Consider the following 16,439-nt stretch of genomic DNA (forward strand, 5'->3'; position numbering starts at 1 on the left):
ATAAATCCCAAGAAAACGTTATATTACGTGTGTGTGTGTGTGTGTGTGTGTGCCTATTATCTCACCAATGAACATATTGATAAGACGAAAGTTAAATAAAAAAATAAGGTATTTTTGTTTCATTATCCGTATAGATATTAACCCCACTATATTTGACAAAGAAAAACAAAAAAGCCGAAAAATGCAACTTTCGGCTTTAATAATATGCTAAATACAGTATTATTCTTCGTCGTCTAATCCCTCTTCGTAATAAAATTCCGGGTCGAAATCCTCGTCCTCCTCATCGTCGAACCATTCTTCCTCGTATTCATCTTCAGGGATTTCGTCTTCTTCGTCGAATTCGACCTGCTTAATATCCAGATTACGGTGCGAAATGTCGAATGTCTTCTGGTATTCGCCGTCGGCATTCAGTTCTTTCCAAAGTAAATCTTTCAGTTCGTTGATACCTTCGTTGATAACCGATGAAATGAAAATATGTGGAATATCCGGCAAGTCTTCGCTCAGAGCCTCTTTCAGCTCCTCGTCCAGCATGTCCGACTTGGAAATGGCTAACACGCGTCGCTTGTCGAGCAACTCGGGATTATATTGCGATAATTCGTTCAGCAAAATGCGGTATTCCTGATGAATATCGTCCGCATCGGCTGGGACAAGGAATAGCAGCAACGAATTCCGTTCGATGTGGCGGAGGAAACGCAATCCTAAGCCTTTGCCCTCGCTTGCTCCTTCGATGATTCCCGGAATGTCGGCCATTACAAACGAACGGAAATCGCGATATTGCACCATGCCCAGATTCGGTTGCAGGGTGGTAAACGGATAATTGGCTATCTTGGGTTTGGCCGAAGTCATAACGGAAAGCAAAGTCGACTTCCCGGCATTGGGAAATCCTACCAGCCCGACGTCAGCCAATACTTTCAATTCGAATATAACATAGCGCTCCTCGTAAGGCTCGCCTGGTTGGGCATAGCGTGGCGCCTGATTAGTCGAGGTTTTGAAAAAGTTATTCCCTTTTCCGCCCCGTCCGCCTTTCAGCAGTACTACTTCCTGCCCGTCCTCGGTCACATCGCAGAGGTATTCACCCGTCTGCCCGTCATAGGCGACTGTTCCGCAAGGCACTTCGATAATTTTCGAATCGCCGCTTTTGCCTGTCGCTAAACGTCCGGAACCGCTTTCGCCATGTCCGGCAAGTATATGGCGCTGAAATTTAAGATGCAGCAACGTCCACAGGTTACGGTTGGCGCGCAGAATGATGTCGCCGCCATTTCCACCGTCGCCGCCGTCGGGTCCGCCTTTAGGAATATATTTCTCGCGACGGAAGTGTGTCGACCCCCGTCCGCCTTTACCCGAGCGGCAAAATATCTTGACGTAGTCTATAAAATTCGAATCTGCCATAATTTGACTTGGTGTATTATTTGAATGATGGTACAAAGATACGAAAAGGAAGTCATAAGCCAATACTTACGACTTCCTCCCTCTTGTAGCCTGCTATTGCTTATTTCTTAACTTTCTCGATTGCTTCGGCAATGCGGTCGAAAATTTCTTCTACCTTACCCATTCCGTGAATCGCATGTAATTTTTCGTTCTTTTTGTAATGTTCTTTCAGCGGCGAAGTCTGGTTGTTATATACTTCGAGGCGGGCTTTGATAGTATCATAATTGTCGTCGCTGCGTCCCAGTTCTTGTCCGCGTTTCAGCAGGCGCTCGATAAGCTCTTCTTCCTCCACATCGAGGCTGACAACGGCCGAAACTTCTTCGCCTCTTGCCTCGAGCATTTTGTCCAATGCTTCTCCCTGCGGGATGGTACGCGGGAAACCATCGAAGATAACGCCCGATGCTCCGGCTTTTATTTTTTCGTCCAATACCTTAGCCAACATATCGATAACCACTTCGTCGGGTACTAATTGCCCTTTCGAGATATATCCTTCGGCAAGCTTACCGAGTTCTGTGCCATTCTTCATTTCGGCACGCAAAACGTCTCCTGTCGAGATATGCGCCAGGTTGTATTTTTTTATCAGGTTCTCGCTCTGAGTTCCTTTTCCTGAGCCGGGAGCTCCAAATATTACAATATTCAACATGTCTGTTTAATGTATTTAGTTATTATTGTTTCAGTTTATAAATATCCGGCAGGTTGCGTCCGTATCCGTCGTAATCGAGCCCGTATCCGACAATAAAATCGGTCGGTACGCTCAATGCTACATAGTCCAGTGGAACTTCGTGTTTCAACGCATCGGGTTTAAGCAAGAAAGTTGAAACTTTTATCTCTTTCGGGTTCAATGCTTCGAGTTGGCGGAGCATGCGCTCCATCGTGTTGCCGGTGTCTACGATATCTTCTACCACGACAATGGTGCGTCCTTCGATACTCTCTTCCAATCCGTATACAATTTTCACATCCCCTGTCGAAGCCGTTCCGCTGTACGATGACATGCGGACAAACGAAATCTCGGCAGGAATGTTTATGCGCTTCATCAAATCGGAGGCAAACATAAACGAGCCGTTGAGGACACAGATAAACAGCGGGTTTTTCTTTTCGAGATCTTTCGTCATCTTTTCGGCTATCCGGTCTATAGCCTGCTCGATTTCGGATGAAGGGATAAAAAGTTCAAATTCTTTATCCTTTATTTTGATTGTTTCCATTTTATTGTTCCATAATTTAAATTGCAAAAGTACTATAATTCGCTCGAAGTTGGGCTATTATCACAGGCTAAAATTTTCTTCACTTTTATTCCCCTCTAAGATAAGGATTTTGCGTACCTTTGTTTGTTTAACAGGTATAACCGCTATATTTTCCCGATTGATTACCATTTTAAAATGAAGTATAACATGAATGTATTACCCGAAATCAGCAGAAAAGAGCTTGCAAAGAATCAGGAAGACGCATGGGATTTCCTTTTTCTGTTTATTGATAAGTACGGCGAGATAATCGCCTCAGACACTCAAGAAACCGAGGAACCGTTCAACGGCTCGCAACATACCCTTATGGCTTTTAATTTCCTTTACGGCGAAGTTGCTAATGGCGGTTTTTTACAGCTTATCCAGAACGGTTATGGACGATATGTCTTCGATACGCCGTTTGCGGATACTATCCGGGCGTGGGGAGCAGAACAAACAGCACAGATAGTGGAAGAAGCGAGGACTGTATACGAAGAACATCGCGAAGAACTGGAAAAAGAGGTTTCGATAGAGGAATTTTCGGAGATGTACGATGAATATACCGATTTCGAATCTTTAGACGATCGCTTCTATGAGATAATGGGTGACGACCTGGAAATCGTGAAAAAGTATGTCGAAAACCACCTCGGAGAGTTTGCGATATTAATTGACTGACGCTATTTTATAACATTACTTAAAAACATGAAAAGAATATACTTATTGACGCTTTTGTTTGCTTTTTCAGTTGTTTCCCTTTTCGGGCAATACAGATATAAGAAAGAAATAGAGCCGGTAAAGAATGTGATATTAATGATTCCCGACGGAACGTCTATCGGGGTTGTTTCGGCCGCCCGCTGGTATAAAAAATACAACAAAATGGGCGAGGCCTTAAACCTCGATCCGTATATGTGCGGCACGGTGATTACGTTCTCCTCCAATGCCCCTATCGGCGATTCGGCACCGACTACCGCAGCTTATATGACGGGTATGCCGCAGCAATCGGGCAATGTGTCCATTTATCCACTGGCAGATCCCGAAAATGACATGGGAGAGGTAGACCCGACGATGGCCTATCAGCCTTTGCTCACCATACTCGAAGGAGCCCGTCTGGTAAAAAACAAAGCTACGGGATTGGTGGTGACATCCGAATTTCCGCACGCAACTCCTGCCGATTGTGCAGCCCACTATTATAGTCGCGGAAAATATGAATATATTGCTTCGCAAATGGCCTATCAGCATCTGGATGTAGTTTTCGGTGGAGGAAACAGGCTGATGACGGAAGATATAAAGCAACAACTTCGCAATACCGGAACGACATACCTCAAGAATGATATAGAGGCTTTCCGCAATCACAAAGAAGGAAAATTATGGGCGCTGTTTGCCCAGATGAGTTTGCCCTACGACCTCGACCGCAATGCCGATACAATTCCTTCGCTCGAGGAAATGACGCGTAAGGCTATCGACTTGCTTTCGCAGAACGAAAACGGCTTTTTCCTGATGGTAGAAGGGAGCAAGGTGGATTGGACTGCTCACAGTAACGATGCCATCGGTTGTATTACCGAACTTCTCGCTTTCGACGATGCTGTGGGAGCGGCGGTGGAATTTGCCAAAGAGAATGGCAATACAGCAATTGTTATTTTGCCCGATCATGGCAATAGCGGATTCACTATCGGGCGCCACGATCTGAAAAATTACGACAGAGCCGGTCTCGACAAGCTTTTCGGCAACGTGTCGAAATATAAGAAAACAGCTTCGGGACTTGAACGCATCCTGCTGAAAGAAAAGCCGGAAAATTTCAAGGCTGTCATCAAACAATATACTGATATCGACATTACGGACGAAGAATTGGCGGCACTCCTCAATTCGAAGAACTACAAGTACGAAAATTATATGAAGGTCGGCGAAACTCCCAATATGACGGCGACACTCGTCAACATTATGAATAAGCGTACCTATTTTGGATTTACGACAGGCGGGCATACCGGCGAAGAGGTTTTTCTGGCTGCTTATCACCCACAAGGAGCTGAGAATCTGCCGATAGGGGTGAATAACAATGTGGATATTCACGAATACATGGTTGATTTGTTAGGTATAAAAACACACTTCCGGACGTTGACCGAACAGACATTCGCCAAGCATACCAACGTGCTGAAAGGTGTGAACTATACCATCTCTAAGGAGAAAGGGACAAACTTCCCGATGCTGGTCATCAAAAAAGGAAAGAATACGCTCGAAGTGCCTGCATTTAAGTCTGTTGCCTATCTGAATAAAAAGCAAATCGATATAGCTTCGGTAACGATCTATATCGACAAAAACGATACGTTCTATATTCCTGCCAACATCCTCGATTATATAAAATAGAAGGCTTATGAAAACCGGATTTAGCTACGAAACCCCAATCGGCACTCTCTGGATACTCCAGAAAGACGATGCTATTACCAATATTGCCCTGCGAAAACCCGAAAATTTCAAGGAGGAAGAAACGCCCCTTACGAAGCAAGCGGCAGAGCAATTGAACGAGTATTTCAGAGGTGAGCGCAAAGATTTCGAACTGCCTTTGGGCGTTCATGGGACAGACTTCCAGAAGAAAGCATGGAGTGCGCTGTTGGAGATTCCTTACGGCGAAACGCGTAGCTACAAGCAGCAGGCCGAAATGCTGGGCAATCCTAAGGCTTCGCGTGCGGTGGGTATGGGCAACAACCGCAATCCGCTGATGATTGTCATTCCCTGCCATCGTGTGGTGGGAGCCAATGGCAGCCTCACGGGCTATGCCGGAGGACTGGATGTGAAGCGCTTTTTATTGGATTTGGAAAAGAAATCCAAATAAATTTCTATTCTACGTACAAGACTAATCCTTTCAGATATTCCCCTTCGGGGTGGTAGATGTTGACAGGATGATCGGCAGGCTGCGTCAGCTGATGCAGTATCCTTACGCTGCGCCCCGATTGTGCCGCTGCGCTGAAAACAGCCAGACGGAACATATCTTTGGTGATGGCCTGCGAACAGGAGAACGTAAACAAAATACCCCCTTTAGCTATCTTCTCAAAAGCTACGGCATTCAGCCGTTTATATCCTTGCAAGGCATTTTTGATAGCTCCGCGGTGTTTGGCAAAGGCAGGCGGATCGAGAACAATCAAATCATATTGTCCATGCTCCATATCCCGCAGAAACTTGAACGCATCTTCGGCAAAAGCCTTGTGGCGCGGATCTTCGGCAAAATTGAGTTTCACATTTTCCTCTGCCATCACAATAGCCTTGGATGAGCTATCGACCGAATGAACCGACTTGGCGCCTCCACGCATGGCATAGAACGAGAATCCACCCGTGTAGCAGAACATATTCAGCACGGTGCGTCCGTCCGAGTATTTCTCGAGGAGGGAGCGGTTGTCGCGCTGGTCGACGAAAAAGCCTGTCTTTTGTCCTTTCAGCCAGTCGCCGTGGAATTTCAAACCATTTTCAGTCACAATATTGTCGACCTCCCTGCCGCCGTACAGGTAGCCGTTTTCAGCCCCCAGTTCCGCCTTGTAAGGGAGGGTAGTCTCCGATTTGTAGTATATATTCCGGAGGCTTTCGCCCATAACCGTTTTCAATGCTTCGCAAATGGCTTCCCGCGATTCGTGCATCCCCACCGAGTGCGATTGCATCACCGCCGTATCGCCGTATATATCGATGATTAAACCGGGAAGGTTATCCCCTTCGCCATGTACCAGCCGATAGGTATTATTATCGGGGCGAATCAGCCCAATCGCCTTACGCATTTCGTAAGCAGCCGTGAGGCGTTTTTCCCAGAATGCTCCGTCAATAATTGTTTCTTCGAATGAAAGGACACGCACTTCGATGCTGCCGATCTGATAATGCCCTACGGCAATAAATTCGCCGTCGGAAGTGTGGACGGTAACAATCGCGCCTTCTTCCAAATTGGCATCTTTCCGCTGAACGGCTCCCGAGAAAACCCACGGATGAAAGCGGCGAAGCGATTCGTCTTTCTTGGGTTTAAGTATGATTTTTTTATAATCCATCTGATATCCTGTAAAATTCAAAGAGAGAGACAAAAGTAATACTTTTTCGCGTAAAAGCTTTACGTACTACTCAAAAGACAGGTAAGGTTTCAATCGGACAATGTCCTCCTCCGTAAATTCCTCCAATAACGACAGGCGGTTGACGGAGGCGATTTTCCCCTTTCGCTGCCGTATATCTGCTATTACCTTCGCCTGCTTGTAACTGATATACGGGTGCTTGCGAAGCTCCTGCTCCGGCAAGGAGTTTATCCTGATCCGCTTCGGGTTTCCTTCGAGGGTGATATAAGGCTTTATTCGCTGATAAAGATCCTCATCCAACCCCCACACCTCGCGCAGTTGTTCGATGCGCACATACCCTCCGAGGCTATTGCGGTAGTTGACAATCCGCCTCGAGTAGCTGCTGCCTATTCCCGGGATTTGTTTTAGTAGGGTAGTGTCGGCAGTGTTGATTTCGATCGTTTCCCCTTCGCGAAGCTTGGTGGGATAGCTGTCGAAAACGGGCTTTTCGGGTTGGCTTCCTTGCAACGAATCGAATCGGGTGCGGTAGGCAGCCTCTTTCTCTGGTGAGACGGTATTCTTTTCCTTGTCGCTTACAGCAACAAGGACGAGAACCAAAACAAGTATCAATAATAGCAAAATGATAGCTGTGCGGTCTCGCCTGTCAAAAGAAAAGTAGTCTTTCCAGTTCATACAGAGGTGTTTAATCAAAAGATACAAAAATACCTTTAATAATAGTTATGGACAATAGATATGTTACTTTTTTTCATAACTTTGCGAACATTACAGCGATAACCAATAGCTATACACTAAGATACAATGAAAAGAACATTTTTACTGCTTGTTACTATCATATCGTTTCTGGGGTTGAAAGCAGACCCTATCGGATGGTCATTCAGATTGGACGATAAAGGAAACGGCGAAGTAGATTTTGTCGCAACCGTCAATATAGACGACGGATGGTATATATATGACTCCGAAGTTCCCGACGGAGGGCCTAATCCGACCACTTTCGCATTTGATGAGGTGAAAGGGGCAACGGCTGTCGGCAAAGTCAAATTCGATAAAAAGAACCACGAAACTCACTACTATAAGGAGTTTAGCATGAATATCGGTATCTTCAAGAATCAGGCGGTATTTACCCAACGATTCAAGGTGACCGATAAAGCGGCTTTTTCGCTGAAAGGCGATGTCCGCGCGCAGGCTTGTACCGATCAAACGTGTACACCGCCACTACCGTTCGATTTTGAGTTTTCGGCGAAGGATTTGCCTAAGACATTAACCGTTGCAGCTGTACAGGCAAAGCCGGCAGAAGAAACACCAAAGGCGGATGATACGAAGGCGGCTAATGAGCTGGCAACTACAGCAAAAGAGCCGGAAACCACTACAACTACTACGGTAACTCCTGCTCCAACTGATACTAAATCGGATTTGTGGACACCGGTTATCAAGGAGTTGAACGATTACGGTGCAGCAGGCAGCACGAAGGATATGACATTGATATACATCTTCTTCATGGGAATGGTCGGAGGCTTTGTTGCGCTCCTTACACCGTGTGTGTGGCCGATGATACCGATGACTGTCAGCTTCTTCCTGAAACGGAACAAGAAAAATAAAGGTAAAGCTATCCGCGAGGCAATGACCTACGGACTGGGTATTATCATTATATATGTATCGCTCGGATTGATTATTACAGCGATATTTGGCGCAGGCGCGCTAAACGATATGGCGACGAGTGCTCTGTTTAATCTGATATTCTTTGCCTTGTTGGTAGTATTTGCTATCTCATTCTTGGGGGCATTCGAACTTACCTTGCCATCGTCGTGGACAAATAAAATGGACAGCAAAGCCGATTCCACAACGGGGATAATCAGTATCTTCTTTATGGCGTTTACGCTGGCATTGGTTTCTTTCTCCTGCACGGGGCCGGTTATTGGAATCTTGTTGGTAGATGCTGCCAGTTCGGGAAGTATTGTTGCTCCGGCGATAGGGATGTCTGGTTTTGCCATTGCGTTGGCTATTCCGTTTACGCTGTTTGCTATTTTCCCTTCGTGGCTCGAAAGCATGCCGAAATCGGGTGGATGGCTCAATTCGGTGAAAGTGGTATTAGGATTCCTCGAACTGGCTTTAGCATTGAAATTTTTCTCGGTAGCCGATATGGCCTATGGATGGGGATTGCTCGACCGCGAAGTATTCCTTGTCCTTTGGATTGTGATATTCGCTCTCTTAGGATTATACCTTTTAGGAAAACTCAAACTATCGCACGACAGCGACTTACAATATGTTTCCGTTCCGCGCGTATTTTTGGCAATTATATCGTTTGCTTTTGCCATCTATATGATTCCGGGATTGTGGGGCGCACCGCTAAAATCTATCAGCGCTTTTCTGCCGCTACCTAAAACGCAGGATTTCAGTTTATACGATGGAACGGTTCATGCTAAATTTGAAGATTACGATTTAGGTATGGCTTATGCCAAGAGCGTAAATAAGCCCGTAATGCTTGACTTTACGGGATACGGTTGTGTTAATTGTCGTAATATGGAAAATTCGGTATGGATAGAGCCTCGTGTGAAGGGAATGCTTGAAGACGATTATGTTTTAATTACACTTATTGTTGATGATAAAACAAGATTACCTGAGGTTATAGAAGTTACCGAAGAGAATGGCAAAAAGACGAAACTGAAAACAATAGGTGATAAATGGAGCTACCTACAACGTCATAAGTTCGGAATGAACTCACAACCTTATTACATTCTCTTGAACCACGAAGGAATGCCAATCGGGCCATCTTATGCTTATGACAAAGATGTGAGTAAGTATATAAACTTCCTTCAGACGGGATTGGATAACTTCAAGAAACAGTAGCATGCTGACTGCTGAAGAAAGAAACCAGATTATAGCGCTGGTCAAGCGGGAGGTTGTTCCCGCTATCGGTTGCACCGAGCCCATAGCTGTGGCTCTATGTGTAGCCAAAGCAACGGAAACACTCGGTCGCCTTCCCGAAAAAATAGATGTCTTTTTGAGTGCCAATATTCTCAAAAATGCGATGGGGGTGGGTATCCCCGGCACAGGCATGATCGGGTTGCCTATTGCTATTGCTTTGGGCGCATTGAAAGGCAAATCCGAATACCAGCTGGAAGTGCTGAAAGACTGCTCCTGCGAAGATGTAGAGCAAGGCAAGCAGTTGATTGAAAGGAAAATAATAACAGTCTCCCTCAAAGAAGATATTACTGATAAATTATATATCGAAACCGTTTGTACTGGCGGCGAAGAATCCGTTATGGCCATTATTGCCTGCGAACATGCCAATTTTGTCTATTTAGAGAAAAACGGAGAAATTCTTCTCGACAAGCGTTGTCCGTCTACGGAGGAAAAAGAAGAAGCATCTCCCGAACTTTCGATGCGGAAAGTCTATGACTTTGCGATGGAAGCTCCGATAGATGAGATTGCTTTTATCCTCGAAACAGCCCGATTGAACAAAGCGGCTGCCGAGCAATCACTCACATGCAACTACGGACACTGCTTGGGCAAAACCCTGCAAGGAGAAGTGGAGCAGAAAATAATGGGGCGGAATACTTTTTCCAGCATCCTGTCTTATACATCGGCTGCCTGCGATGCCCGTATGGCGGGGGCTATGATTCCTGTGATGAGCAATTCGGGAAGTGGGAACCAAGGTATTGCAGCCACTGTTCCGGTGGTGATTTTTGCCGAAGAAACCGGAAAAAATGAGGAAGAACTTATCCGTGCATTGATGCTTAGCCATCTGACGGTTATCTATATCAAGCAAAGCCTCGGACGCCTGTCTGCCCTTTGCGGTTGTGTTGTTGCAGCTACGGGTTCGAGTTGCGGCATCACCTACCTGATGGGTGGCTGCTATGAGCGTATCTGCTTTGCTGTGAAGAATATGATTGCCAACCTTACAGGGATGATTTGCGATGGAGCTAAACCAAGCTGTTCGCTCAAGGTGACAAGCGGAACATCTACGGCAGTGCTTTCGGCTATGATGGCGATGGAACAGCATTGTGTGAGTGCGGTCGAAGGGATTATCGAAGAAGATGTGGATAAGTGTATTCGCAACCTGACCATTATCGGTTCGCAGGGAATGAACGAGACCGACAAACTGGTGCTGGATATTATGACGAATAAGTGTTAAATGAATAAAACGTGCACAAGAAACAGCGAAAAGTTGTGCATATAATAAAGAATATGCACAAGAAACAATAAAAAGTTGTGCATTATCCTGTAAGAAATGAAAAATACAAAACAACAAAAACTCGAAGCCTTCGGGCGGCTACTTGATGTGATGGACGAATTGCGGGTGAAATGCCCGTGGGATGCCGAACAAACAAACGAAAGCCTGCGCACCAATACCATTGAGGAGACATACGAGCTTTGCGAAGCTATTATCAAAAACGACAACAACGAGATAAAGAAAGAATTAGGCGATGTGCTGCTGCATATCGTTTTCTATTCCAAGATAGGCGAAGAGAAGCAAGCTTTCGATATTGCCGATGTTTGCAATGCCTTGTGCGATAAACTGATTTTCCGTCATCCGCATGTATTTGGCGACGATGCCGCGAAAACAGCAGGCGAAGTAGAGCAAAACTGGGAGCAAATCAAACTGAAAGAAAAAGGCGGTAACAAAACAATTCTCGGCGGCGTTCCCGCTTCATTGGCGTCGATAGCTAAGGCACACCGCATACAGGATAAAGCCCGTCATGCCGGTTTCGATTGGAAGCAGAAAGAAGATGTATGGGAGAAAGTGACCGAAGAATTTACGGAACTGAAAAGCGAAATAGCCGATATGAATGCCGATAAGATGGAGGCGGAGTTCGGCGACTTGTTTTTCAGCCTGATAAATGCAGCACGCTTGTACGATGTCAATCCCGATAACGCTTTGGAGCGCACAAACCAGAAATTTATCCGTCGCTTCAATTATATAGAACAAAAAGCCCGCGAAGCCGGAAAAAATGTGAAAGACATGACGCTTGCCGAAATGGATGCACTCTGGGAAGAGGCGAAAAGGGGAGAGTAGTAACAAGGCAAAACAATAAATCACGTCAAATACTGTTTAACATATATAAATTATTTTTTCAATTAATTCTGAGGTAATATCATAGGACTGAACGGAGTTAATTAATATATTTGCGACTATTGTAGTCGATTTTTAACAAGATTGTTGCTCGGGAAAAAGCATAAAACTTAAAAAAATAAAGCCGCGTATAGTGAAAAAAGGTATACTTCTCATTGCTGTTTTCTGTATCAGCTTATTATCATTCGCTCAAATTAACACTGAACGGGTAATGAGAATCGGTCGGAATGCGCTTTATTTCGAAGACTATGTTTTATCCATCCAATATTTCAACCAAGTCATAAAAGCCAAGCCTTACCTGCCTGAACCTTATTTTTTCAGGGGAGTAGCCAAATTCTATCTCGACGACTTCAAAGGTGCGGAGGAAGATTGCTCGTTGGCTATCGAACGGAATCCGTTTATGGTCAGGGCTTATCAGCTTCGTGGGGATGCCCGCCAGAGCCTGAGCGACTACGATGGTGCGCGAGCCGACTACGCCAAGTCATTGGAAAGTTATCCGAACGACCAGTTTGTGCTGGTCAATCTGGGGATAGTCGACATACAAAAGAAAGATTACGAAGCAGCGGAGACTACCTTGAACGAACTGCTGAAATTATACCCGAAATATGCCGCAGGCTACCTCACACGGGGAGCTATGTATCAGGAAAGTGGTGATACGCTGAAAGCGTTTGAAGATTATACGACGGCTATCGATTTGGACAAGTATCTGCCGCACTCTTACTCGATGCGGGGATTGCTTTATTACTATAAACAGCAATACGATAGCGCCCTTGTCGATTTCGACGAAGCCATCAAACTCGATCCGTTGCAGACAGGAAACTTTATCAACCGCGGATTGGTCAGGTACTCGAAGCAGGATTTGCGTGGCGCGATGAGCGATTATGATAAAGTTATCGACCTGGAGCCGAGTAATGTGATAGCCCGCTTCAACCGCGGATTGTTGCGCGGACAGGTAGGTGATGACAATAATGCGATCGAAGATTTCAATGTCGTTCTCGAGCAGGAGCCGGATAACCATATGGCGTATTTCAACCGGGCATTGCTGAAAAACAACATTGCCGATTATAACGGTGCGCTGGCTGATATGAATGTCGTCTTGTCTGAATATCCTGACTTCTATCAGGGATATTATGCCCGTTCGGAGATTAAGCGGCGAAAGAATGACTTAGCCGGAGCAGAGCGGGACTATAACTATGCCCGCAACACCGAAGTCCGCATACAGAAAGAATATGCCGACGGAAAGCAACCGGACGAGAAAACCCGCGAAAAATCGGATAAGAATATCAATAAATTCGATAAGCTTGTCGTAGCCGATAAGACGGAAGAAGAAAAGAACAAATTCAACAGCGAAACCCGCGGAAAAATACAAAACCGTCAGGTTCGCATCGATGCCGAACCGCGCTTCATTGCCACTTATTACGAAAAACCAAATGACGTCAGACGATCGGTCTATTATAATCCGGTGGTGGATGATGTCAACAAACTGGGAATATTGCCGCGTAAGTTGCGCGTGACGAATAGCGAAACCTCACTGAATGAATTCCAGATAGAAGACCACTTTGAATCGATAAACGATTTGTCGAAAGACATTGCCGAAGCGCCGACCAATGCTCTTCTCCTCTTTGCGCGCGGAATCGATTATATGCTGGTGCAGGATTTCACGGCTTCTATCGACGATTTTAATAAAGCTATCATGCTCGATCCTAATTTCTTGTTAGCATACTTCAATCAGGCGGTGGTGTATGAGAAAGTGCTCGAGCTGAAAGAACGGACACCCGACTATGATACGGATATTACAGCCGTTTCGGAGCAGATAGAACCACAGAAAAAAGTGCCAACCATAGGAACTTCTACGCCTGTTCAGGCTGCTGTGCCCGAACCGAAGAAGAATATGGAGCACGAGATGATTATAAAGAACTACAACAAGGTCATCGAACTGAATCCGGATTTTGTGTATGCCTACTACAACCGAGCCGGAGTCCGCTTCAAACAGCAGGATTATAAGTCGGCTATACTCGACTATAACGAGGCTATCCGCCGCGACAAAGATTTTGCCGAGGCTTACTACAACCGGGGATTAGCCCGCTTCTATATGCGCGACTACGAACGTGCGCTTGCCGATATGCGCAAGGCCGGCGAATTGGGTATTGTCGAAGCGTATAGCATCATCAAAAGAATGTCGGAGTAAGTTTTATTTATTTGGATGTTTTTCTATCCGGAATATTTCTTTATCTTTGTTTTATTAATAATTGTTATTTGAATAATAATGGGTGTATTCCGTGTGTTATATTTTATTAATTTGCTCAATATTAATTCTTTAATCCTAAAAAATAGGGTTTCACACACACACACGCACGCGCGTAATATAGCATTTCTTTTTGGATTATCCAAGGCTTTAGGTAGAAATCACCTCCCCCCAAGCCCCTCCTACAGAGGGGGAGCAGATAGACTTTATCAAACAATAAAAATTAAAAATACATACTTCACTAAGCCTCCCTATGGGGCAGGTCTGGAGGGGCTACAAAATCAACAACTATTTATTCATTTCATCTTTTCCTATTACCCCCTCTGTAGGAGGGGACAGGGGAGGTGATTAATTTTTTTATGATATGAAAACTATTTTAACACAGGCTATCATGCTTATAGCCTTATTCACAACAACCGCCCTGCAAGCGCAGGTAACTATCGGGAGTAATCAAGCGCCGAATAAAGGAGCTTTACTCGATTTGACACAAGGAAGTGCTACAACCAAAGGGTTGGCACTGCCTCGTGTTGCGCTCACAGACAAAGACAAGTTATATCCCATGTTATCAAGCGGTTATGCCGTCACCGAAGATGCAGCACATACGGGGCTTATCGTTTATAATACTGCCCTATCATGTGACTTTGGCAAAGGAGTTCATATATGGGATGGTAATGAATGGCAAGCCCTACGTCCTCTCGAACCTTCCGAGTTGAACCTTAGTAAAGGCTACTTCGATTTGCCCAGTGGAAAAGATGCACGTTCTTTAACAGCTCAAACATTGACAGTGACTTGGGATGACGGATTAACCCCTACATGGACAGCAGCAGCTTCGGGAGGATTGAGTGCTGTTCTGTTTACAGGAAACCCAATACCTACACTGACAAACTCTCCTCAGAGTATCAGCCTTTTGCCTGATGCAATGACCATAAATGCTTCTTCACCATGGGCAAGTAGACAAACTGACCTGACCTTTAGCCTCTGTGGGCAAACGAAGACAGCAATCTTGAATCAGACCAACTATGTGCTCTGGGCACTCGGAAAGGCAACTAATAGTCAGATTATTTATACTACCACAGCGAGTGGTAGTATCCCTGTACGCAGTAATGCTACATGGCAGGCTGTTCTCTCCGGAGCAGGAACATTGGCTACGCTTACTCCCTCCAGTGGAGGAACAGATCTGAAAGACGGTAGCAGCCCGGCTGCCATTAATACCTCCTACAGTGCAGGAACAGGCAGCAGGTATGACTATACAGATATTACTTTTACCGATACAAAGAATCCTAAACGCTTCCACGATGTAACAGTATCAGTTCTTAATTGTGGCAGTACAGGGAACGACCCGAGTATGACAGCATGGGCACAACGTGCAGGCTTTACTATTGCTCAAATTAACAGTATATCTGCCGGTGGAACCCATGCGACTACACAACCTAACGGTATACAACTACACAAAGACCAGAATGGTAATATTTTCCTCTCAGGCAATTTTGGTGCAACGGCCGGGCGTTGGATGCTGAATAACTTGGCAGCAACAAGCTATGCCAGTAATGTTACGCATCCGTATCGCACCCTGACAGGACCTAATTACAACAGCGGGATGGCATATAATACCGCCTACTGGGGCTATCCAGATGCGAATATTACCACTTACAACAACAATCCGCGCATTGGCCGCATATATACATGGGACGCTGCCACTGCCGGGAAAGGTGGTTCTACAGGACAGGTCAGCATAACTGATGGTGAGAACATAGCCGGCACACCCGCCCGTGTGCAGGGTATTTGCCCTAACGGATGGCATTTACCCAGTGATGCAGAATGGACAGATCTGGAATTGGCAATAAATAGTAATACCAGTCAATATAGCGGCATAGCTGATGCTAACGCCACTATCACCATTGGAGCAACAGATTGGCGTGGAAAAACCGCTAATGGTCATGGTAAGGGTATGAAAGATATCTGTCCGGTACCTACGCTATCCACTGCCAGCGACGGAGCCTCTAATATTATCTCCTCTACTGTCACTCCGGGGATGAATATTCTTCTTGTAGGACTGGCTTCCAACGGGTTGTCATTTGACTACGGCAACTACTCGTGGTTCTGGACTGCAAGCAGCAACACTACTACTGAGTCATGGATTCGGGGCTTCTCTAGATCGGCCACGACAGTCGGTCGGGATAAGAAGCGTCGCTTCGCCTTATACTCCGTCCGCTGCAAGAAGAATTAAGCAAAGCGGAGCTTTGCACAGTTACTTCGCCCTTCGGGCAGTTACAAGTTGCAAAAAAAATTATCTATACAGGGAAGTAGCCCGTAAGGGCTGTTTCCCTATGTTTTTTTGGCTTTGTGTTCTTGGTGTAGAATCTTTGAGCCCTTCGTGGTTAAGTAATTAAAAAATGAGCAGAGAAAAAACGCCATATCGTGTCGGATCTGTCGGAAGTGTA

General features: G+C 45.5%; 13 protein-coding genes. 8 read left to right on the forward strand and 5 right to left on the reverse strand.

The genetic code is table 11. From position 1 onward, the window contains the following. Positions 1–219 precede the first annotated feature (219 nt). From obgE to hpt, 3 genes are all read right to left on the reverse strand, one after another. Positions 220–1,389: a GTPase ObgE gene (gene obgE, locus D0T66_RS14040; RefSeq protein WP_163357942.1), complete on the reverse strand. Its 1,170-nt coding sequence runs from the start codon at positions 1,387–1,389 to the stop codon at positions 220–222. A 100-nt stretch (positions 1,390–1,489) separates the two neighbouring features. Then, the gene (locus tag D0T66_RS14045) at positions 1,490–2,071 is read right to left on the reverse strand and encodes an adenylate kinase (protein WP_163357943.1); all 582 of its coding nucleotides are present in this window, start codon (positions 2,069–2,071) and stop codon (positions 1,490–1,492) included. 22 nt (positions 2,072–2,093) lie between these two features. Then, a complete protein-coding gene (gene hpt, locus D0T66_RS14050; RefSeq protein ID WP_163357944.1) occupies positions 2,094–2,630 on the reverse strand; it encodes a hypoxanthine phosphoribosyltransferase in 537 nt (178 codons plus the stop codon). A 186-nt stretch (positions 2,631–2,816) separates the two neighbouring features. Between hpt and D0T66_RS14055 the strand changes: the two genes are divergently transcribed. The 3 genes from D0T66_RS14055 to D0T66_RS14065 are packed head-to-tail and all read left to right on the forward strand — an operon-like array spanning position 2,817 to position 5,472. Beyond that, positions 2,817–3,320 carry a DMP19 family protein gene (locus tag D0T66_RS14055; RefSeq protein WP_163357945.1) on the forward strand — a complete coding sequence of 168 codons (504 nt, stop codon included), beginning with the start codon at positions 2,817–2,819 and terminating at the stop codon, positions 3,318–3,320. 27 nt (positions 3,321–3,347) lie between these two features. Continuing rightward, positions 3,348–5,006: an alkaline phosphatase gene (locus D0T66_RS14060; RefSeq protein ID WP_163357946.1), complete on the forward strand. Its 1,659-nt coding sequence runs from the start codon at positions 3,348–3,350 to the stop codon at positions 5,004–5,006. Between the two features lie 7 nt (positions 5,007–5,013). After that, a complete protein-coding gene (locus tag D0T66_RS14065) occupies positions 5,014–5,472 on the forward strand; it encodes a methylated-DNA--[protein]-cysteine S-methyltransferase (protein ID WP_163357947.1) in 459 nt (152 codons plus the stop codon). A gap of 4 nt (positions 5,473–5,476) precedes the next feature. Here the strand turns inward: D0T66_RS14065 and D0T66_RS14070 are convergent, their stop codons facing one another. Together D0T66_RS14070 and D0T66_RS14075 are read right to left on the reverse strand one after the other, a co-directional pair. Continuing rightward, positions 5,477–6,664, reverse strand: a complete 1,188-nt coding sequence (locus D0T66_RS14070; RefSeq protein ID WP_163357948.1) for a class I SAM-dependent rRNA methyltransferase — start codon at positions 6,662–6,664, stop codon at positions 5,477–5,479. A gap of 66 nt (positions 6,665–6,730) precedes the next feature. Continuing rightward, positions 6,731–7,354: a helix-hairpin-helix domain-containing protein gene (locus D0T66_RS14075; RefSeq protein ID WP_163357949.1), complete on the reverse strand. Its 624-nt coding sequence runs from the start codon at positions 7,352–7,354 to the stop codon at positions 6,731–6,733. Positions 7,355–7,480: 126 nt separating this feature from the next. Here D0T66_RS14075 and D0T66_RS14080 point away from each other — a divergent pair, with 126 nt between their 5' ends. From D0T66_RS14080 to D0T66_RS14100, 5 genes are all read left to right on the forward strand, one after another. Further along, complete coding sequence (locus D0T66_RS14080; RefSeq protein WP_163357950.1) at positions 7,481–9,526, forward strand: cytochrome c biogenesis protein CcdA; 2,046 nt, start codon at positions 7,481–7,483, stop codon at positions 9,524–9,526. A gap of 4 nt (positions 9,527–9,530) precedes the next feature. Then, entirely contained in the window at positions 9,531–10,814 is a 1,284-nt protein-coding gene (locus D0T66_RS14085; protein ID WP_163358017.1) for a serine dehydratase subunit alpha family protein, read from the forward strand. A gap of 96 nt (positions 10,815–10,910) precedes the next feature. After that, complete coding sequence (mazG, locus tag D0T66_RS14090; RefSeq protein ID WP_163357951.1) at positions 10,911–11,696, forward strand: nucleoside triphosphate pyrophosphohydrolase; 786 nt, start codon at positions 10,911–10,913, stop codon at positions 11,694–11,696. 190 nt (positions 11,697–11,886) lie between these two features. Then, positions 11,887–13,941: a tetratricopeptide repeat protein gene (locus tag D0T66_RS14095; protein ID WP_370520813.1), complete on the forward strand. Its 2,055-nt coding sequence runs from the start codon at positions 11,887–11,889 to the stop codon at positions 13,939–13,941. Positions 13,942–14,362: 421 nt separating this feature from the next. Further along, positions 14,363–16,225, forward strand: a complete 1,863-nt coding sequence (locus D0T66_RS14100) for an FISUMP domain-containing protein (protein WP_163357953.1) — start codon at positions 14,363–14,365, stop codon at positions 16,223–16,225. The last annotated feature ends 214 nt before the right edge of the window (positions 16,226–16,439 follow it).

It is taken from the genome of Dysgonomonas sp. 25, assembly GCF_010501075.1.
Classification (GTDB): Bacteria; Bacteroidota; Bacteroidia; order Bacteroidales; family Dysgonomonadaceae; genus Dysgonomonas.